Genomic DNA, 20,073 nt, shown 5'->3' on the forward strand with positions numbered 1-20,073 from the left:
CTCACTCCTTGATGCGATCGGCCATGAGTTCGCCGACCATGATGGCTGCCAGGTTGGTGTTGGCTCTCGGCACCGCTGGGAAGACGGAGGCGTCGACGACGCGGAGGCCCTCGATTCCGTGCACCCGACAGTCCGCGTCGACGACGGTGGTCGGGTCATCCGCTCGGCCCATCCGGCATGTGCTCGTGCCGTGCTGCGCATCGGCGACAGCGGCGAGCAGGTGGGCATCGAGTGCTTCGTCGTCGTCGAGTGCGGCAAAGAGCTCAGGATTGCACTCCTCGACGGAGCCGCCGAGGACGGCTCGGACCGCGTCCTCGTCGAGCAGTCCCACAAGGCGTCGGATCCCCACCCGCAGCCGCGCACGATCATCGGGATCGGAGAGCATCCGCTCGGCGACGAGGGGCTGGTCGAGAGGGTCGGCCGAAGCCAGGGTGACGCTGCCGCGGGAGTCCGCCTGGTTGAGCCAGACCCCGAGGGCGCCGTATTCGGCGCCAGTGTTCGCCGTCGCCATGGAGATCACGCTCTGGTTCATCGACACGAACATGAGATCGTTGAATCTCCCGTCGCCGCTCGACCATCGTACGCAGACATTCGTGTGCCGATCATTCGGCGTCGAGACCCCCGCCGAGGCGGTGAGCGGCAGCGTGATCGACGCCATCGCGTGATCCTGCAGACCCTGCCCGACGGGCAGATCGGCCCGACAGTCGATGCCGAGGGACCTCAGATGCTCACTGGGGCCGATGCCCGAGCGCATGAGGATCGCCGGGGAATGGACGACGCCGGCACTGAGCACAATCGTCGTGGCGTGCCGATCCTCGGGAATCCCGTCGACGAGGACTCGGACACCGACGGCCCTCCCGTCCTCGACGATGACACGGTCGACGGTGGCCTCGCCGAGGATGGTCAGCGTCGGCAGATCGCGTGCCCCTTCGAGGTAGGCGTCGTTGACGCTGACCCGGCGCGAATTGCGTGAGTTGATCGGATAGGGGGAGACCCCGGTGGCCTGCGGTGCGTTGACGTCGGCGGCCCAGGGGAATCCGGCGGCCAGTGCCGAATCGGCCAGGGCGACGTCGACTGCTCCCCACTTCTCGCGAGGCGCGCGGTAGATGGGGGTGGGCCCGGAGTCTCCGTGATAGTCGGCGGCACCGAACTCCTCATCGTCCTCGAGGGCGACGAAGGCGGGTAGCACCTCGGAGCCCGACCAGCCCTCGCACCCGGCCTGTGCCCATTCGTCGAAATCCTCGAGCGGAGGACGGATGGCGATCTGCCCGTTGATCGAGGAGCTTCCGCCCACGCCCCGTCCGCGCCAATACGGTGCCGGCGGCTGTGCTTCGGTGCGGGTGGCCTCGAGATCGGTCCACATCATTCCGTCGATGGCAGCGGGGTCCATGATCGCGACCGCGGGATTCGGCGATCTCCAGGCCTCGTGCATCTGCGCCGACCGATAGTCGCGGCCGGCCTCGAGGAGGAGCACGCGTCTGCCCTGCTGTGCCGAACGCACGGCGAACGCTGCGCCGGCTGAGCCGGCTCCGACGACGATGATGTCCCAGTTGTCTTCTTTCACGTCACATCTTCCTTGAGAACGAGTAGTTTGGGAGCCAGTGGCGGACAGCTCCGCTCAGCACCTAGAATGACTGACATCACAAAGTTCAGTCAATAGTGAATGTTCAGCAAAGACTGAATTGTTATGAAGGGGATCGATGTGACGGCATCCGTGCCGGAAGGCAGCCGAGACGTGGAGGAATCGCTGGTCGAGAGCTTCGGCCGACGTGTCGGCGAGGCGATGGGCTGGCCCCCGATGGCCGGTCGGGCCGCCGGGGTCCTCATGCTCAGCGAGACACCGCTGACCATGGCGGAACTGCAGGAGCGGCTCGCCGCCAGCAAGGGCTCGGTTTCGGAGACCACGCGACTGCTCATCGACAACGGAGTCATCGAGAGGTTCAAAGAGCCTGGTCGGAGGCAGTTCGTCTACCGCTGGCGAGCCGACGCCTGGGTGGGCTGTCTCGAACACCAGCGGCAGACGACGGCGCAGCTGCTCGACTTCGCGGAGTCGGCCGGCCGCGCAGGCCGGGGACTTCCCCCGGTGCAGCGGGAGCGCCTCGAGCAGATGAACGAGTACTACCGCTTTATGGCCGACCGCCTCGACGGACTGCTCGCGGAGTATTCGCGATCAGCGGCATCCGGCCTCGGTCGACGGTAGCGGGCGCTCCTGTACCGAGGCGTTCGCCCGATCCCGCGGTGAGCGTTCGACGCGAATCGCGGTCGCGGCGACGAGCAGTGCGGCGACGGTCAGCGCGATGGCGACGAGAACGGGGGCCCGGAAGCCGAATCCCGCGGCGATGACCCATCCGCCCAGTGCCGGCCCGACCGCATTGCCGACATTGAACGCCGAGGTATTCACGCTCGCAGCCAGGGTCGGGGCCTTCGTCGCGATCTGGAAGACGCGTGCGTTCAGGGCGCCGGCGATCGAGAATCCGCTCGCGCCGACGAGGACGATGACGATGACCGCCGCCCATCCGGAACCCGCGACGGCCCACAGTGCTGCGAGGCAGAGCGCTAAGGCGACGAGGCTGCCGACGATGTTGCCGAAGATGTTCCTGTCTGCGAGCCGTCCGCCGCCGATGACTCCGATGAGGGCGCCGACGCCGAAGCCGGCGAGCACCCCCGGCACGAGCTCCTGAGGCAGACCTGCCACCTGCGTGAGCAGGGGCGAGAAGTAGGAGAACGACGCGAAGACCGCGGCCTGGAACAGTGCCGTCGTCGTCAGCGCCAGCCAGATCCTCGGGCCTGTGAAGGCGGCGATTTCGGCCCGCAGGAGCGTCGGGAGGTGCGGGGCCGCCTCGGCGTGTTCGTCGTTCGTCGTCCGAGTCGTCACGGCGATGAGGACTGAGGCCAGCGCGGTGACGACCGCGATCGCCCAGAAGGTGGCCCGCCAGCCGAACTGAGTGCCGATCCACGTGCCCATCGGCACGCCCACGAGGTTGGCGACGGTGAGGCCGCCGACGAGGCTGGCCAATGCGCGGCCATGCACCTCGACGGGAGCGATTCGGGTCGTGTGCACGGCCGCGACGGCCCAGAATCCGCCGCATGCGATGGCCGAGAGGACACGGCTGATCATGAGGATCGAATAGCTCGGGGCGAGGGCGGCGAGGATGTGGAGGGCGGAGAACGCGACGATCGTGATGATCATCGTCGCCCGGCGGGGGAGCGTGAGCGTGAGCAGGGCCATCGCGGGGGCACCGACGATCATGCCGACGGCGAAGCCGGTGATGAGCAGGCCGGCCTGCGGGATGGTGATGGCCAGATCCGTGCTGATCGGCTCGAGGATGCCGGCGATCATGAACTCACTGGTGCCGAGGCAGAAGACCACGGCGGCCAGGAGGTAGACCTGGGCCGGGACTCGAGGAGGGGACGCGGTCGTGGTGCTCGAGGCGTTCGCGCTCATGAGGGGATGCTGCCTTCCGTGGGCCGCGTCGGTTGTTCGGGCAGGGTCGCCGTACCCTGCGGGGTGCACAGACACGCGACGAAGGCCCGGGCCTGAGAGAGGACCTCGTCTTCGGGCATGACGCGGGCGGCGATCCGCAGTCCGGCGAGCACGCTGTAGATGAGGCGTGCGTGCACCAGCGGGTCGAGTTCGGACCGGATGTGTCCGGAGCGCTGACCCCGTTCGAGCAGCCTCCGATACGTGGTCAGCCAGGCTTCCCGGTCGGGATCGAGGATCGTGCACACGGCGTCGACCTCGCGGCCGAGTTCGGCCGCGGTGTTCGCCGAGAGGCACCCTGTGCGCTTCTCGTCCTCGCACTGCATCGCCAGCTGTCCGCCGAGGCGGTGGTAGAGGAGGACGGGCGCCGGCTCTTCGCTGCTGTCGAGTTCGGTGCGCACCGGGATGCCGGTGGCCGTGTAGTCGTGCAGGGCGCGGAGGAAGACGGCATCGAGGCTCTCGAAGGTGTTGTAGAAGCTCGAGCGTCCGATGCCGGCGCGTTCGCAGACGAGTCCGACGTCTGTCCCGGCATAGCCGTGCTCGCTGAACACGGCGATCGCGGCGTCGATCACCGCCTGCTCGTCGAAGCTCTTCTTCCTGCCCATGGTGTGAGCCTAGATTATTTTGGACAGTTCTGTCCAGTATTGGGATATGGCCGAGGCCGTCGTCGCGTAGTGGACCGGGTGGAATAGTGCCTGCGCCTCAGCCGAGGATGCAGAATTCGTTGCCTTCGGGGTCCGCGAGGACGACCCACGGTTCGTCACCGGTCTGACCCACATCGACACGACGAGCTCCGAGATCGAGGAGGCGGGCCACCTCGGCGGCCTGATCATCGGGACGGAGATCGAGGTGGAGACGATTCTTCACGACCTTCTCCTCCCGATCGATGCCGACGATGATGCCCGGCAGTCGATCGGGCGACTGACGGATCTCGATCTCCGTCTCGTTCTCGTCGACGATGATCCAGCCGAGGGCCCCGGCCCACCAGCGGCCGAGCGTGAAGGGATCGGGCGAATCGATGACGATCTGTTCCCAAGTCAGTGACATGTAGTCAGCGTAGGCCAGGGTGGCCTGACTCAGCCCTCGCGAATGGTCATCCTGGTGATCTGGTCACCGTCGAGGTCGAAGGCGAACGAGGAGCGGCCATTGGCATGAGTCGAAGCCCAATCGCCGATCACTGTGATGTGATCGTCCTCAATGGTCACCTCTTCCGGAGAGATGGTGCCGGTCGCGCCGATGAACTCCACGTCACTCCAGCTCTTGATGGCGTCGCGACCGACGAATTCGCGGCCCCAGTCGTCGACGACGCCCTCGGGTGCGAAGGAGTCGAGGAAGCCCTGCTCGTCATGGGCGTTGACGATGTCGATGAAGGTCGCGATGGTCGTCGGTATCTGCGGTTCTGTCATGATGACTCCTGATTCTCTGTGTCGGATGCGGATTCCGTGCCCGGATTTCGTGCCCGGCGTCTGCGCGAATCGCGGCGCCTTTCGGCCGGAAGGTCTCAGCGGGTGGTGTATCCACCGTTGGCGAAGATCGTCTGACCGGTGATCCACCACCCCTCGGTGGCGAGGAAGCGGACGATCGGTGCGATGTCTTCGATCTGAGTGAGCTGGTTGCCCAGCGCCTGAGACTTGTGGTACTCCACGCGCTCCGGGGTCTCCTGGCCGTAGAAGAACGGTGTATCCATCGGTCCTGGTGCGATGGCGGTGACCGAGATGCCGCGCTCGCCGAATTCCTTGGCTGCAGCGCGGGTGAAGTGTTCGACGGGGCTCTTGCCTCCGGCGTAGGTCGAATAGCCGTCGGTGAAGGCGGCGAGCAGTGCGGTGACGATGGTGATGATCTTGCCGCTGTCGCTCAGGTGCCTGCCGGCTTCCTTGATGAAGAAGTAGGCGGCCTTCGAGTTGATGTCGAACATCGAATCGTACTCGGCCTCGCTGGTGTCGACGATCGGCTTGCGCAGCACCTTCCCTACCGTGTTCACTGCGATGTCGATCGGTCCCAGAGCCGCCTCGGCGTCGGTGAAGAGCTGTTCGACCGCGGCCGCCCGGGTGAGATCTCCACTGAGCAGGACGCCGTTGACACCCTGGTCCTCGACTGCGGCGAGGGTGGCCTCGGCATCCGGGCGGGACGATTCGGAGTTGTAGTGGATGGCGACATTCGCTCCGGCTTCGGCGGATTGGACAGCGATGAGCCCGCCGAGGTTCTTTCCGCCGCCGGCGATGAGGACGTTCTTGCCTCGGAGTGTGCGTTCGGTCATGATCGCTCCTTACGTATCGTTGCTATATGTACGTATAGCAACAGTACACGATAATATAGCGGTATGACAGAATCCCCGACCGTTGATACACGGACTCGGCTGCTCAACGCGGCAGCCGACCTCATCGCAGAGTCTCCGGGGGAGGATTTCTCGCTGCGTGCGGTGTGTGATCTCGTCGGGGTGAAGATGCCGACTCTCTACCATTTCTTCGGCAGCAAGCAGGGTCTCATCGATGCGGTGATCACCCGCGGATTCGATATGTATCTCGGTGAGAAATCAGCCATGGAATCGAGCGAGGATCCGATCCATGACCTCCGCAGAGGCTGGGATGCCCACGTGGAATTCGGACTGCGTAACCCCGGCTTCTACACTCTGATGTACGGCAAGGTCCGACCAGGGCACTCTCCTGCCGATCAGTCTCGCCCGAGCGAGATCCTCAGGGCTCTCACTGCCGAGGCGGCCGCTCAGGGACGATTGGTCGTCGACTCACGACAGGCCGCAGCCCACATCCTCGCGACGAATGTGGGACTCACGCTCCGTCTGATCGTCCTCGGCCATGACGATCAGGAGCTCTCGGCCGAGATCCGTGAGGGCGTGCTCGCCTCGATCACAGGTACCTCGGTGGGGGAGTCGAAGGAGGAGAGGCTCGGCCATTCGGTCATCGAATATGCGGTCGCCCACCCCGAGGTCCTCGGAGCCGCGGAGACCCAGCTGCTCGTTCAGTGGACCCGACGCCTCAGCGAGCATGCCGAAGGATCAGACAGGACCACCCGCTAGGCCGCAGAATTCGGTCTCTCAGCCCGTGACATCGCCGAGGTGGTGGTGGACTTCGGCCCAGTCCTTCGTGTCGGGTTCGACCCGGCTCATCCGTGCCTCCCGCTGGCTCATCCGTGCCTCCCGCTGTCGAGGGTCTTCTTGAGGACCGCCGCTTGGCTGATGTCGTCGCGCTTCGAGGCCGTGAGCAGGGTGAGCGTGCCCTTCTCGGCGATGTCCTTGAGTCGGTCGAGCGCCTCGGTGCGGGTGTCGTCCTTGAGCTCTTCGCGGTAGCGCCGGGCGAACTCGTCGTACCTTTCGGGGTCGTGCCCGTACCACCGGCGCAGCTCGGTCGAAGGCGCCACGTCCTTGAGCCACTCGTCGAGGTGGGCGTGCTCCTTGCTCACTCCCCGTGGCCAGACCCGATCGACGAGCACGCGGGTGCCGTCTGATGCTTCGCGGTCATCGTAGACGCGGCGCACCCGGATCCGTGGATAGTCCGAGGTGGTCATGGTCGTTCACTCCCTCCGCTCGCTTGTTCCCAGTGTAGGACGCGGGGCGGAGTCGCTCCTTGCCTTCGCGTCACACCCCGAGCGTATAGTGGGCATCCCAAGCACGATGACGCGGTCTGCGGTGGGCCGAAGGCGAATCTGCAACTCGAGGAGATGATGCAGTGACTGTCCAGAGCGAGGCGTTTCCCAACGGTGCGAACCCCCAGCATGTGCTCGGTCCGCCGGCCCCCTCGGCGATCTTCCTCGTCCTTACGGTTCGTCCCGGTGCGGAGGAGACGGCGAAGGACTTCCTCGGCGATATCGCAGGGATCGTCCGGTCGGTCGGATTCCGGGCACGGGAGGACCACCTCAGCTGTGTGACCGGCATCGGCGCCGAACTCTGGGATCGGATGTTCCACGCCCCTCGACCGGCGCAGCTCCACCCCTTCATCGAACAGCGCGGAGACGTGCACATCGCCCCATCGACCCCCGGTGATCTGCTGTTCCACATCCGTGCCCGGCGGCAGGACCTGTGCTTCGAACTCGCCAGACAGCTCATCGCCTCCTTGGGCGACGCGGTCGCCGTCGTCGACGAGGTGCACGGATTCCGGTACTTCGACGAGCGCGACATCATGGGCTTCGTCGACGGCACCGAGAACCCCGAGGACCAGGAGGCCGTGGACTCGGTCTTCCTCGGCCCCGAGGGCGAGGAGTTCGAGGGCAGCACCTACGTCATCGTCCAGAAGTACACGCATGATCTGTCCGCATGGGAGGCTCTGCCCGTCGAGGAGCAGGAGGCCGCCTTCGGTCGGCACAAACTCTCCGACATGGAGTTCCCCGACGAGGACAAGGCTCCGAATTCGCATCTCACGCTCAACTCCGTGGAGAGCCCCGACGGCACGGAACACAAGATCGTGCGGGACAATATGGTCTTCGGCTCCGTCGAGTCCGGCGAGTTCGGCACCTATTTCATCGGGTACGCGGCTGACGTCTCGGTGACCGAGCAGATGCTCGAGAACATGTTCATCGGCAAACCGCGGGGGACCCACGACCGGATCCTCGACTTCTCCACAGCGGAGACCGGAGGCCTGTTCTTCGTCCCGACTCAGGACTTCCTCGATGATCCCGACGGCCAAGTGACTGCGGCGGATGCAGCCGTGACCGGCGATGCCGGTCCCGAAGTTGCGGGCGTCGCCGCACCGGGCGGGCCGGCAGCGGTCGATCTTGACGACGATCCCGACAGGGGTGCCGGGGACGGTGGCGATCCGGTTGGAGGGACAGCCTCGGCGGGGGAGGCAGCCTCGGCGGGGGAGGCAGCCGCGGCGGGGGACGAGCCAAGCACTGACGAACGACAAGCGGACGATGGCAGCCTTGGAATCGGCAGCCTGAGAAGGAGAAGACAGTGAACAACCTCTATCGCGACCTCGCTCCCATCACCGGCCCTGCCTGGGCGGAGATCGAGGAGGAGGCCAGGCGCACCTTCAAGCGCAATATCGCCGGTCGTCGCGTCGTCGATGTCGAGGGGCCGACGGGCTTCGAGACCTCCTCGGTGACGACCGGACACATCCGCGACGTCCAGTCCCACTCCTCGGGGCTGAACATCCGGCAGCGCATCGTCCAGGAGTTCGTCGAGCTGCGAGCCCCATTCACGGTGACACGCCAGGCCATCGACGATGTCGCCCGCGGCTCGGGTGATTCGGACTGGCAGCCGGTCAAGGACGCGGCCACGACCATCGCCCTGGCCGAGGACCGGGCGATCCTCCACGGTCTCGATTCGGCGGGCATCGGCGGCATCGTCCCGAACTCTTCGAACGCCGCCGTCGCGCTCCCCGACGCCGTCGAGGACTACGCGGACGCGGTGGCCCAAGCCCTCTCGAGCCTGCGCACGGCCGGAGTCGACGGGCCCTACAGCCTGCTGCTGTCCTCGGATGAGTACACGAAGGTCTCCGAATCGACCGACCACGGATTCCCGATCCGCGATCACCTCTCCCGCCAGCTCGGCGCCGGCGAGATCGTCTGGGCTCCGGCCCTCGAAGGTGCCCTGCTCGTGTCCACCCGCGGCGGTGACTACGAACTCCACCTCGGCCAGGACCTGTCCATCGGCTACCTCGGCCACGACCGTGAGACCGTCGACCTCTACCTGCAGGAGACGTTCGGATTCCTCGCACTGACCGACGAGTCCAGCGTGCCGCTGCATTCCTGATAGACCTGCTGCCAGCGCGTCGGCCCTAAGTGGGCGAAATGGTCGGGGCTGCCGCGGGATTTTCCGACCATTTCGCCCACCCAAGGACGGCCTCCTCTGCTCTGACTCGAACGCCTTTTCCTGTGGATGACGAAACCCTGTCCACAGGCAGATTTCTGGGTCTCCCTTTCTCACTGAGAGTGCGTCAGCATTGCACGCATGTACAACAGTCGAACGTGGGAGAAGCGTGACTATCCGCGCCTGTTTCGAGTAGGGGAAGCCGAAGCGATGGGCATCTCACGGCATCACATGCTGAATGAGAAGCGGTGCCCAGTCGTCATGCCCGGTGTCCGAATGGATCACAATTCCCCAGAGTCTCTTCGCACCCCGAAATGGGCCGATGACAAATGGATCTGGGACTCTCTGAGACTGCGCGCGGCCGTCCTCAAATTTCCTAACGTCTTTGCCGACGGTGCCACTGCCGCCCGGATCTTCGGTTGGCCGTTGCCGTTGAGATGGATGAACGACCACCTGTACCTATGTACCACTGACAGAAACCTCAAGATCCGGGTGCCGAAGGTGTCTTTGCGCCGTACGCAGCACTTCATGCCCGCCGGCTGGCTCGACCTGCCTGTTCTCAGTCCGCCGGAAGTCCTCATTCGGCTTGCAGCACACCTCGATTTGAACGACCTTGTCAAGGCCGGGGACGCGGGAATCGGCAACTGGCATGGACCGCCGCAGATGACTGTCGGCGAACTGACCGCGGCTCTGCAACGGCATATTCGGGTGAAAGGGAGGCAGAAGCTGCTCGACGCTCTTCGGTTGATCCGTCCTGGCGTGGATTCGCCTCAGGAGACCGGTCTTCGGCTCTGGACCATTCAAGTAGGACTGCCCGAGCCGACGGTTCATCCTCAGATCGAAACCTACACTGCGAGGGGAATCATCGAGCCGGATCTGGGATATGAGGAAGCAAAACTCGCCCTCGAGTACGAGGGTGACCTGCATCGCGAGTCGGCGAAACAGTGGACACGCGACATTGAGCGTGATGAAGCGCTGGTCGATGCCGGCTGGACCGTGTTGAAGGTGACACGTAAGACCGACTACAGACTATTGGAAGCGAAGATCCGGCGAAAGTTGGGGTTGCAGTGAGCGCTCGCCGCCGGCTGTGCCCGGAACCTGCGGGTTTAGGAGGGCGAAATGGTCCACTCCGACCGCTAAATTTTCCGACCATTTCGCCCACCTAGCAGCGGTGATGCGAGGGAGTGCCTGGAGCAACCTCAGGAGCAACCGCGAACATCAACTGGAACGCATGCGAGCCCCGCTCTTCTGAGGGCACCGATCCGTTCTGAGGGCATCGATCCGTCCGAACCGTGGGTGGCTAGCTCGGGGTGGTCTCCGGGCCGAGGTTGCTGAGGATGAGGGTGCGCACCTGCCGGTCGATGTAGGTGTCGAGGTCGAGCCCGATCTTCTGGAAATACCAGTGCTTGAGTGCCCACATGTGTGCGATCGACATGAGGTCGTGCCCCAGTGCCTGCGCATCGACATCACGCAGATGACCGGTCTCCACCGCGCCGGCGACGACATCGATGAGCGGCTGCAGGGTCTCCAGCTCCTGTTCCTGGATCGAACTCAGCCCATCCTTCGACAGCGACCGCGAGGCCTGATAGGTGAGCACGACGGCGTGGCGCTGTTCGCCGACGATCCGGCAGAACTCGGAGAACGCGGCGATGACCTTGTCCACCGGGTCGGCCGCCTCGGCGATGGCAGACGGAACGCGCAGCCGGAATTCTTCGAGCACCCTGGTGATCGCGGCGAGCACGATCTGCTCCTTATCGGAGAAGTACTTGTAGAGCAGCCCGACGCTGACCCCGCCGGACTTCGCGATCGCCTGCATCGACACCGAATGAGTGCCCTTCTCCTGCATCAGGCGGACCGCGGCATCGACGATCTGCCGTTCCCGGAACTCCGCCCGGGCCCCACGGACGATGGCGTTGAGATCTGCGGATTCAGCTGACATGGTCGGCGGCGACTTCCTCTCTGAGCTTGAACTTCTGAATCTTACCGCTCGGAGTCCGCGGGAACTCGTCGAGGACCTGCAGAACCTCGGGCCAATACTGCTTGGCCACTCCCTTCGATTCGAAGAACTCACGCAGACTATCCATCTCCAGACTCTGCCCCTGCACCAAGGTGACGACCGCACACGCGACCTCCTGCAGCCGCGGATGCGGCACCGCAACGACCGCGACCTGAGACACCGCCGGATGTTCGTAGAGGACGTTCTCGACGTAGGCGACCGGAATGTTCTCACCGCCGCGGATGATGATGTCCTTCGACCGACCGGCGATCCGAATGAAGCCCTCCTCGTCCATCTCCGCCAGGTCGCCTGTATCGAGCCAGTCGCCGTCGAACGCCTCGGACGTCAGTCCGGGTTCCTTGAGGTAGCCGACGAACAGGAACGGGCCCTTGACCTGCACCTTTCCCTCTTCTCCGGCAGGCGTCGGTTCACCCAGCGGGTCGACCACACGCACCTCCATGGACCCGAGCGCCCGACCGTCGGTGCCCGTGACCTTCTCCTCCGAATCGCCCGGAGCGGTCATCGTGACCAGACCGCATTCGGTCTGGCCCCAGCCGCCGAACACGCTGAGCTTCGGCAGGAGTTCGCGCGCCTCATCGACCATCACACGTGGAATCGGGGCACCCATGCAGCAGAAGTGCTTGAGCGAGGACAGATCGTGCTCGGTGGTCTTCGCGGCTTCGATGAGGTCGTGAAGGAACGGCGTCGCCCCGGAGGTGTGCTCGATCCCGTACTCGGCGACGAGACGGGCGAAGTCCTCACCGTTCCACACATCCTGGAACACTCCGGCTCCACCGATGAGCAGCGGCAGACACACCCCGTACATGTACCCGGTGAGGTGGCCGAACGTCGAAGCCATGTGGATGACCGACCCCTGGCCCAGACCAAGGTGGTCCGGCCAGGGCAGCGCCGCCGCGAGCACGGAGTTGTGCGTGTGCATCACGCCTTTCGGGTCGCCCGTGGTGCCCGAGGTGAACAGGATGAGTCCGACATCGTTCGGATCGGGGCGCCGGTCGGCCCAATCGTTGGATTCCAGCGCCGAGGTGGTCGTGCCGCGATCGAGGAAATCCTGCCACCGTTCGAAGCCGTCCCGTGCAGCGAACAGAGATTCACCAGGGGCGTCGAGCACGATCGTGTGTGTGAGCTCGGGCAGATTCTCCCGGAGCCGGTCGACCATGTCCGGGTAGTCGAACTTGCGGAACCTGTTCGGCACGAAGAGGACGGAGACTCCGGCCTTCTTCGCCATGTAGCCGATCTCGCGGTCGCGATAGATCGGAATGAGGCCGTTCGTCGCGGCCCCGGCCTTGATGGCACCGAGGTGGATGACCAGCCATTCGTACCAGTTCGGCAGGTGGATGCCGACGACATCGCCCGGAGTGATCCCGATGTCGGCGAGCGACCTCGCACAGGTGTCGACGTCCGCCGAGAGCTGCGCATAGGTGTGCGTCCCATAGGGGTCACGGGTGACGACGGCATCCGGGCTCTGTCTGGTCCAGTGCTCGAGGTGGTCGAGCAGCGTCTGGTTCTTCCAGTCACCTGCCGCGGTGTGCTTGTCGATGAGGGCGTCGGTGAGGGTGGTCTCGAATCGTGTGGGCATATCAGGGCTCCTTTGCTCTGGTGTTGCTCAGGCCATGGTCAGTCCGCCGGAGACGGACAGGGTCTGACCCGTGACGTAGGCGGAATCCGGGCGTGCGAAGAACGCCACGGCGTTGGCGAGGTCCTCGGGCCGGGCGAGTCGGCGCATCGGGATGGCCTTCTCCAGTGCGGTGCGCAGCTTCGGATTGTCGGCCGAGATCTCGGCGAACAGCGGGGTGTCGGCAGGTCCCGGGCACACGCAGTTGGCCGTGATCCCATGCCGGGCGACCTCGCGGGCGAAGGTCTTCGTGAACGAGATGATCCCGCCCTTTGCCGCCGAGTACACCGCCTCGCCGCTCGACCCGACACGACCGGCATCGGATCCGATGCTGATGACGGCCCCGGATTCGGCGTCGATCATGTGCGCGGCCGCGGACTGCGTGCAGTTGAGTGTGCCGAGGAGGTTGATCGCGATGACCTTCTGCCAGGTCGCCGGCGTCGAATCCATGAACGGTTCGACCTTGTCCCACCCGGCGTTGTTGACGAGGACATCGATGCGACCGAAGCGCTCGATCACCTCGGCGGTCATGGCGTCCACGGCCGCCCGATCGGTGACGTCGACGGCCAGGCCGATCGAATCATTTCCCAGCGCCGAGGCGGTGTCCCCGGCCTTCTGTGCGTCGAGGTCGGCGACGACGACGGTGGCACCGTCGGCGGCGAGACGGCCGGCGATGCCCTTGCCGATGCCCGAGGCGGCTCCGGTGACGATGACGATGCGGTCGGTCAGGGGTGCTGTTTCGGAGATGTTCGCTGACATGGTGGTGTCCTTCCTTGTCAATGGTGTGGTGGCGGGGTGTTTGCAGCGTGGTTCAGGGAGCGAACTCGCGGCCGGCGGATTCCCGGGCGATGATGAGTTTCATGATCTGCGCAGTGCCGTCGCCGATCTGCATGCCGAGCACATCGCGCAGCCGCTTCTCGACGTCACGGTCCTGCTTGTACCCGTTCTGACCGTGGAGCAGCAGGCACTGGTGAAGTGCGTGATAGGCCTCGAGCGGAGCCCACCATTTGCACATGGCCGCCTGAGAGGTGTGCGGCAGATCCTCATCGCCGAGGCGGAGCGTGTCGAGGCACAGCAGCCGGGCGGCGGCGATCTTCGTCTCGGCCTCGGCCAGCGGGAAGGACACGCCCTGGAACGTCGACAGGGGCTGGTCGAAGGCCTGCCGATCCTTCACATACGCCCAGGCGTCCTCGATCGCTCGTGACGCGGTGCCCGTGCACTGCAGTCCGATGAGCGCGCGGGAGAAATCGAAGCCCTGCATGACCTGGGTGAACGCTCCTCCGACCTCGCCGAGGAGGTGGTCGGCCGGCACACGGACGTCGACGAATTCCACGCTGCCGCGCGCGACCGCTGCCTGGCCCATATCGACGATCGGCGTCCGCGTCACCCCGGGGGCGTCGAGATCGACGAGGAAGGCCGAGATGCCCTTGCCGCGCTTCGCATCGGGATCCGTGCGGGCGAAGATCACCGTGGCGGTCGAGGTCATCGCCAGCGACATCGACTTCGTGCCGTTGACGATCCAGTCCTCACCGGCCCTGCGGGCGGTGGTCGACGGGTTGCCCGCGTCCGAACCGGCATCGGGCTCGGAGAGTCCGATGGCGACCGTCGCGTCGCCGGAAGTGATCTGGCGGCAGTAGTGGTCGGCCACCTCGGCGTCGGCATTGCGGGCGATGACCTGCCCGATGAGGGACCCGACGACCTGGATGTAGGCGACGGGGAGGTCTCCCCGGGCGATGGCCTCGGTGACGAGTCCAGCCGTGACCTTGCCCAGGCCCTGCCCGCCGAGGTGGTCGGGCAGTTCGGGGGCGATGAGCCCGGCCCGACCCATCTCCCGGGTGATATCGGCACCGATGCGGCCGGCGGCCTCACGATCACGTGCCTCGGCGATGAGCCTGTCTTCGAATCCGGCCGCCGCCTCGAGGAGGGCCTCGGCTGCGGGGGAGAGTGAAACGTCCACGGTGATCCTTCTGCGGTTGTCCGGTCGTCGGGTCTCAGTAGGCGCCGTCGAAGCGGCTGAAGTCGGGGTCGCGCTTCTCGGCGAAGGCGGCCGCGCCTTCGTGCGACTCGGGTGAATGGGCGTAGAGGTCGAGGGCGCTCATGGCGAGGTTCGTGAACCCTGTCTGCATCTCGGAGTCGGCGTTGAAGGACTGCTTGAGGAAGCGCAGCGCCGTCGGAGCCTTGAGTCCCAGTGCCCGGGCGCGCTCCTTGGCGCGGGGGATGAGCTCGTCGGCCTCGACGACCTCGTTGGCCAGCCCCCACGATTCGGCCTTGCGTGCGTCGATGAGTTCGCAGAAGTACCACATCTCTCGGGCTCGCTTCTCGCCGATGACGCGGGCGAGGAACGCCGAGCCGTAGCCGGCGTCGAAGGAGCCGACCTTGGGGCCGGCCTGGCCGAAGCGCGCATGGGAGGCGGCGATCGTGATGTCGCAGATGGTGGAGAGCACGTTGCCGCCGCCGACGGCGACGCCGTTGACCGCGGAGATGACGGGTTTGGGCACCGAGCGGATGACCTTGTGCAGCTCGGAGATGCGGAACATGCCGTAGCGGCTGGGGCCGTAGTCGCCGGTCTCGGCCTTCTGCTTGACGTCGCCGCCGGCGCAGAAGGACTTCTGCCCGGAGCCGGTGAGGATGATCGAGCGCACGCGGTTGTCGCCCCAGGCCAGGGTGAAGGCCTCGATGAGTTCGTCGACGGTCTGCGAACGGAACGAGTTGAAGGAATCCGGACGGTTGATCGTGATGGTCGCGAAGGTCTCTTCGACCTCGTAGAGGATGTCCGAGAATTCGGTGGTCGCATCCTGTCGAGTCGCGGTGGTATCTGTCGGCATCGTTGCCTCCTCGATGAGAAATGAATCTAGGTTCATATCCAGTGAACATCAGTTCATCGACAAGGTCAAGAGGTCAGAAACGCCTCATGCGGCCGTGATGGTGCAAGAATGAACCCGTAGAACTCCTCCGAAAGTGGACGGAGTTCACCGACGAATGGACGACGATGACCTCGGACTCACCGGACCCGACCACCCCTTCGACTCCCGGCCGAGGCGCTGCGGACCGGCAGGACCCTGGTCAGCCTACGCAGGGCCGCACGCCGGCGGCGGGGGCGGATATCGGAGCGCTCATCGGAGGGGCATTCGGACTGCTGTTCCTCATCATCAACAGCGCGCAGTTCTCCTCGCTGGGCCGCACCTTGGTCATCGCCCTCGGGACCGTCGTGTTCTCGGGCATCCTCGTCTTCGCTGTGCGGGGGCTCGTGCGGGGCCGGGGCGCAGGGCCTCAGGAGGACGGTGCCCGACACAGCGCCCGGCACAGTGCCGACCCGCAGGGCAGGAGGCAGCGCCGGGAACCGCCGTTCGGCCGCGCCTATTGGATCATCGTCCTCATCGAGGCGATCGCTCTGTTCGCGGGGGCACGCCTGTTGACGAGCCTCGGCCACCCGGAACTCGGCGTGGCCTGGGTGGCCGTGGTCGTCGGCACCCACTTCTTCGCCCTCGGAAAGGTCTTCGGACTCGACCGCTTCCATGTGCTCGCGACCGTCGTCACCCTCTGCGGAATCGGCGGGTTCATCGCCTTCTTCGCGGCCGCGCCCGCTTTCATCCCCGTCATCAGCGGGGTCATCTCAGGGTTCGTACTGCTCGCGTTCGCGATGTGGGCCCTGGTGCCGGTCGAGAAGTGAGTTCCGGGCCGGCAGCTATGCCCGCGACAGCGCCGGCAGGAGCGTCGTCGGCGGCACGGGCAACGGAGTCCGCAACCACGCTCGTACGGGAGTCATAGGTGGGCGAAATGGTCGGGCCCCAGGCGGATTTCCCTGACCATTTCGCCCACCTAAGCGTGTCTATTTCGGGCCGTCCTTCTTCGGTGACTGCACACGCGGGGGCGGGAACTCCGGCGGCGCGGCTGCAGGATGAGTATCCAGGCCGGCGAGCACCTCGGCGATCGCGCGATCGAGCTGCGGGTCGTCGTCGGCGAAGAGCTGTCCCGGATCGTGTTCGACCTCGATATCGGGGTCCACGCCGTGGTTCTCCACGCTCCACTCCTTGCCCTCGAGCCAGAAGGCATAGCGCGGCTGGGTCACCCCGGTGCCGTCGACGAGGTCGTAGCGTCCGTCGATGCCGACGACCCCGCCCCACGTGCGCACGCCGATGACCGGGCCGATGCCCTTGGCCTGGACGCGGGCATTGATGATGTCCCCGTCGGAGCCGGAGAACTCGTTCGCCACGAAGGCCACCGGCCCCCTGCGGGCATCCTCGGGATCGGGAACCATCGCATCGTAGTTCCGGGCGGCGTTCCATGCGATGACCCGGTCGGCGAAGCGTTCGGCCACCAGCGCACTCGTATGGCCGCCCCGGTTGAACCGGACATCGGCGATGACTCCCTCACATCCCATGGCCTGCCGCAGATCACGGTGGAGCTGCGCCCACCCGTTCGACATCATGTCGGGCACGTGGACATAGCCGACGCGCCCCTGCGACTTCTCCGCCACGTACTCCCGGCGGGACCGCACCCAGTCCTGATACCGCAGCTTCTCCTCATCGGCCAGTGGGATGACCGCGACGACCCGATCCTTGCGACGTCCCCGCCGCAGCGTGAGCTCGACGATCGAATCCGCGGCCCCCTGCAGATGAGCGGCCGGACCGGTCACCTCGTCGACCGGCTGACCATTCACGGCGACGATGACGTCACCGACCTGAGCTGCCACCCCGGCCTGCCGCAGCGGCGACCTGGCAGCGGGTTCACTGCTCTCACCGGGCAGGATACGAGTGATCGTCCACCCGGCGGGGGTCCTTTCGAGATCCGCGCCGAGGAAGCCGAGCCTCTGCGAGCGATCATCCGATCCATAGCCCGAACCCGAAGGCGGGGTGACATAGGCGTGCGAGGTGTTGAGCTCGCCCACGGTCTCCCACAGGATGTCGACGAGGTCGTCATGCGTCAGCGCCTTCGCGGCCACGGCCCGCCAGCGCAGGGTCACCGACTCCCAGTCGACCCCATTCATGTCCTCACGCCAATAGTGGTCGCGCATGATCCGGGCATTCTCCTCGAACATCTGCAGCCACTCGGCCCGCCGATCGAGTTCGAAGCGCAGCCGAGAGGTGTCGACGGAGACGAATGCGTCGTCATCGGCCTCGACCTTCCGGTTCGCAGGGACCACGGAGATGTCGCCCTCGGTGCGCACGACGATGAGCTTGCCGTCCCCGGTCACCTCGTACTCATCGGCCGTGTCGACGACGGTGAGCAGCTTCCGCTTCGCGAAATCGAAGAACTGGACGGCCTGCTTCGGCTTCTCACCGGCATCGCCGGACCGCTTCGTGCCGAGCTCGCCGTCCTCGGCATCCCCGGTGCGCATCCACAGCAGCCCACCGTCGGCCGCTTCGAGATGCTCGAACACCCCCGAGGCCACAGGGAACGGCAGGATCCGCTCCTCCGCCCCCTCGAGCTCGACCTCGGCGGTGGTCGCCGGCTTCTCGCCGCGGCTGCGCTCGGACTTCGACTCCTCGGCGACCTCACCGACGGCCCATCCGCTCGCGCTCGGACCGAACGGAGCCGGTTCGTCGGCGGCCAACGGCAGCAGCCAGGGTCGGGTGACGCCATTGAAGGACAGATCGAACGCATGCTGGTTATACGCCGGGTCGAAGGTGCGGTCGCTCAGGAACGCGACATACTTCCCGTCCCGGGTGAACGCCGGCGAGGCGTCATTGAACTTGCCGCTGGTCAGCGGCTGCGCCTCCTTGTCCGACTTCACCTCGACGATCATCAGCTGAGCCAGCTGCTCCTCGCCCTGCGTCGGCTGCGACCACACGAGGTACTTCCCGTCGGGGGAGAACCTCGGCGTCCTCGCCTCACCGAAGCCCGAATGCCCGACCAGTCGAGTGCGGCCGTTGCCGACCTCGATGAGCCGGATCGACCCGTCGTGGGAGATCGTGGCGAGCATCCTCCCTGCCGGATCCGCGCGCAGATCGAGGACCCGACCTAGAGCACCGGCTCCGATGCGCCGAGGCGGCTTCTCCCCGGTCACGGACGCGACCTCGATCGCGTCCTCCCCGTCGGCATCGGTGACGAACGCGGCCAGGCCGGTGGCGTCGAGGACGACGGGCTCACGGATGCGGATCGACGAGTCCGCGCACAGCGCCCGGGCCGGTCCCTCGCGATGAGCCAGCCAGAAGGTCTTCCCGCGCCATTCGACCACCGAGGCGTTGCCGGCCTGATCGGGGCTGATGCGGTTGATCCCGGTGTTCGGGTCGAGGCGCAGCGGCTGCACCTGGGTGCCCGGCAGGGTCACCGACAGGGTGCGGACCTGCGCGTCGAGGCTGTCGAGGATCTTGATCTCACCCCGGCTGTGCCACACGATGCGGGTGCCGTCGGTGGTGGCGTCGCGGACGTAGCCCTCGGCCTCGGTCTGGTGAGTGAGCTGGCGGGGTTCGTCGGCCCCGCCGGTGCCCTGACCGCCGTCTCCGTCTGCCTTCGCCGAGGCAGCCGTGGCCAGGCCGTCGATGATCCACAGGTTCGCCTGCTCCGTGGCATGGTGGGGGAACGTCGCGGCCCGGTCGGAGGTGAAGACGAGGGAATCGCCGACCCACAGCGGATCCGTCAGCGAGGCGGCATCCTCACGCAGCAGTCGCTGCCACTTCGCCCCGGTGCCCTCGGCGTCACCGGCCCGATCGAGCCACAGCCTCGGCGCCGTGCCTCCGCGGTAGCGCTTCCAATGGGCCGGGGGACGGGAGAACGGCGTCGACAATGCTGTGACCCCCGAGTGGTGGCGGGCCAGGCCCGAGGCTCGGCCGAGCCGGAGGCGCGCGACGGATCCGTCGAGGCCGACGGAGCGCACGACATGGTTGCGGACCTCGAACTCCCCGGCGTTCGCGCCGACGAGGACATGCGTCTCATCAGCCCAGCCGAGCATCGTCATCGCCGACGACCCCAGCCACGTCAGCCGACGCAGGGCGCCGGTGGCCACCTCGGCGACCATGAGTTCGGGCTGGCCGGTGGCGAACGACACGAACGCGACGTGCGCGCCGTCCGGGGAGATCCGCGGCGAACGGACCCGGGCGCGGTCCGAGGTCAGCCGCCAGGCGCGACCGCCCGCGGCTCCGACGAGCCAGACATCGTCGTCGGCGGTGAAGGTGATGAGGTCGGCATGGATGTGGGGATAGCGAAGATAAGTCACGTGACCCACATTACAAGCTCGCGTGCCGGCGTCTCCGGGCCCGAGA

The 20,073-nt window shown here is 66.1% G+C and carries 19 protein-coding genes; 6 read left to right on the top strand and 13 right to left on the bottom strand.

Annotation, left to right across the window (positions count from 1 at the left end; all coding sequences use genetic code 11):
* Position 1 precedes the first annotated feature (1 nt).
* Positions 2-1,564: a GMC family oxidoreductase gene (locus GUY23_RS00115; RefSeq protein WP_166968588.1), complete on the bottom strand. Its 1,563-nt coding sequence runs from the start codon at positions 1,562-1,564 to the stop codon at positions 2-4.
* Positions 1,565-1,687: 123 nt separating this feature from the next.
* Here GUY23_RS00115 and GUY23_RS00120 point away from each other — a divergent pair, with 123 nt between their 5' ends.
* Positions 1,688-2,200, top strand: a complete 513-nt coding sequence (locus GUY23_RS00120) for a GbsR/MarR family transcriptional regulator (protein WP_166968590.1) — start codon at positions 1,688-1,690, stop codon at positions 2,198-2,200.
* On the opposite strand, the gene GUY23_RS00125 is transcribed toward GUY23_RS00120, so the two are convergent.
* The 5 genes from GUY23_RS00125 to GUY23_RS00145 all read right to left on the bottom strand — a co-directional run bounded on the left by GUY23_RS00125 (position 2,171) and on the right by GUY23_RS00145 (position 5,738).
* On the bottom strand, positions 2,171-3,445 hold the full coding sequence (locus tag GUY23_RS00125; protein WP_166968592.1) for a Cmx/CmrA family chloramphenicol efflux MFS transporter: 1,275 nt from the start codon (positions 3,443-3,445) through the stop codon (positions 2,171-2,173). The two genes, GUY23_RS00120 and GUY23_RS00125, sit on opposite strands and share 30 nt — an antisense overlap.
* Positions 3,442-4,086 carry a TetR/AcrR family transcriptional regulator gene (locus tag GUY23_RS00130; RefSeq protein WP_166968594.1) on the bottom strand — a complete coding sequence of 215 codons (645 nt, stop codon included), beginning with the start codon at positions 4,084-4,086 and terminating at the stop codon, positions 3,442-3,444. Before GUY23_RS00130 ends, GUY23_RS00125 begins: the two co-directional genes overlap by 4 nt.
* 97 nt (positions 4,087-4,183) lie before the next feature.
* Positions 4,184-4,528, bottom strand: a complete 345-nt coding sequence (locus tag GUY23_RS00135; protein ID WP_166968596.1) for a VOC family protein — start codon at positions 4,526-4,528, stop codon at positions 4,184-4,186.
* Positions 4,529-4,557: 29 nt separating this feature from the next.
* Complete coding sequence (locus GUY23_RS00140; protein ID WP_166968598.1) at positions 4,558-4,887, bottom strand: nuclear transport factor 2 family protein; 330 nt, start codon at positions 4,885-4,887, stop codon at positions 4,558-4,560.
* A 95-nt stretch (positions 4,888-4,982) separates the two neighbouring features.
* Positions 4,983-5,738 (bottom strand): SDR family oxidoreductase, encoded by a 756-nt coding sequence (locus tag GUY23_RS00145; protein ID WP_166968600.1) that lies wholly within the window; start codon positions 5,736-5,738, stop codon positions 4,983-4,985.
* 63 nt (positions 5,739-5,801) lie between these two features.
* Here GUY23_RS00145 and GUY23_RS00150 point away from each other — a divergent pair, with 63 nt between their 5' ends.
* On the top strand, positions 5,802-6,515 hold the full coding sequence (locus GUY23_RS00150) for a TetR/AcrR family transcriptional regulator (RefSeq protein ID WP_166968601.1): 714 nt from the start codon (positions 5,802-5,804) through the stop codon (positions 6,513-6,515).
* Between the two features lie 107 nt (positions 6,516-6,622).
* On the opposite strand, the gene GUY23_RS00155 is transcribed toward GUY23_RS00150, so the two are convergent.
* Entirely contained in the window at positions 6,623-7,003 is a 381-nt protein-coding gene (locus GUY23_RS00155; protein ID WP_166968603.1) for a DUF488 domain-containing protein, read from the bottom strand.
* A gap of 161 nt (positions 7,004-7,164) precedes the next feature.
* Between GUY23_RS00155 and GUY23_RS00160 the strand changes: the two genes are divergently transcribed.
* The 3 genes from GUY23_RS00160 (at position 7,165) to GUY23_RS00170 (ending at position 10,313) form a co-directional block, all read left to right on the top strand.
* Positions 7,165-8,388, top strand: a complete 1,224-nt coding sequence (locus GUY23_RS00160; RefSeq protein WP_166968605.1) for a Dyp-type peroxidase — start codon at positions 7,165-7,167, stop codon at positions 8,386-8,388.
* Positions 8,385-9,185 carry a family 1 encapsulin nanocompartment shell protein gene (locus GUY23_RS00165; RefSeq protein ID WP_166968607.1) on the top strand — a complete coding sequence of 267 codons (801 nt, stop codon included), beginning with the start codon at positions 8,385-8,387 and terminating at the stop codon, positions 9,183-9,185. Before GUY23_RS00160 ends, GUY23_RS00165 begins: the two co-directional genes overlap by 4 nt.
* Positions 9,186-9,383: 198 nt before the next feature.
* Positions 9,384-10,313 (top strand): hypothetical protein, encoded by a 930-nt coding sequence (locus tag GUY23_RS00170; RefSeq protein WP_228282595.1) that lies wholly within the window; start codon positions 9,384-9,386, stop codon positions 10,311-10,313.
* Between the two features lie 229 nt (positions 10,314-10,542).
* On the opposite strand, the gene GUY23_RS00175 is transcribed toward GUY23_RS00170, so the two are convergent.
* The 5 genes from GUY23_RS00175 to GUY23_RS00195 are packed head-to-tail and all read right to left on the bottom strand — an operon-like array spanning position 10,543 to position 15,696.
* A complete protein-coding gene (locus GUY23_RS00175; protein WP_166968610.1) occupies positions 10,543-11,181 on the bottom strand; it encodes a TetR/AcrR family transcriptional regulator in 639 nt (212 codons plus the stop codon).
* Entirely contained in the window at positions 11,171-12,835 is a 1,665-nt protein-coding gene (locus GUY23_RS00180; protein WP_166968612.1) for an AMP-binding protein, read from the bottom strand. Before GUY23_RS00180 ends, GUY23_RS00175 begins: the two co-directional genes overlap by 11 nt.
* Positions 12,836-12,862: 27 nt before the next feature.
* The gene (locus GUY23_RS00185) at positions 12,863-13,630 is read right to left on the bottom strand and encodes an SDR family NAD(P)-dependent oxidoreductase (RefSeq protein ID WP_166968614.1); all 768 of its coding nucleotides are present in this window, start codon (positions 13,628-13,630) and stop codon (positions 12,863-12,865) included.
* Positions 13,631-13,682: 52 nt separating this feature from the next.
* Entirely contained in the window at positions 13,683-14,828 is a 1,146-nt protein-coding gene (locus GUY23_RS00190; RefSeq protein WP_166968616.1) for an acyl-CoA dehydrogenase family protein, read from the bottom strand.
* Positions 14,829-14,862: 34 nt separating this feature from the next.
* A complete protein-coding gene (locus GUY23_RS00195) occupies positions 14,863-15,696 on the bottom strand; it encodes an enoyl-CoA hydratase-related protein (protein ID WP_166968618.1) in 834 nt (277 codons plus the stop codon).
* A gap of 164 nt (positions 15,697-15,860) precedes the next feature.
* On the opposite strand from GUY23_RS00195, the gene GUY23_RS00200 reads away from it, so the two are divergent.
* A complete protein-coding gene (locus GUY23_RS00200) occupies positions 15,861-16,541 on the top strand; it encodes a hypothetical protein (RefSeq protein WP_228282597.1) in 681 nt (226 codons plus the stop codon).
* 159 nt (positions 16,542-16,700) lie between these two features.
* On the opposite strand, the gene GUY23_RS00205 is transcribed toward GUY23_RS00200, so the two are convergent.
* Positions 16,701-20,027 carry a S41 family peptidase gene (locus GUY23_RS00205; RefSeq protein WP_228282599.1) on the bottom strand — a complete coding sequence of 1,109 codons (3,327 nt, stop codon included), beginning with the start codon at positions 20,025-20,027 and terminating at the stop codon, positions 16,701-16,703.
* Positions 20,028-20,073: the final 46 nt, after the last annotated feature.

This window comes from Brevibacterium atlanticum, from assembly GCF_011617245.1.
In the GTDB taxonomy this organism is placed as follows: Bacteria; Actinomycetota; Actinomycetes; order Actinomycetales; family Brevibacteriaceae; genus Brevibacterium; species Brevibacterium atlanticum.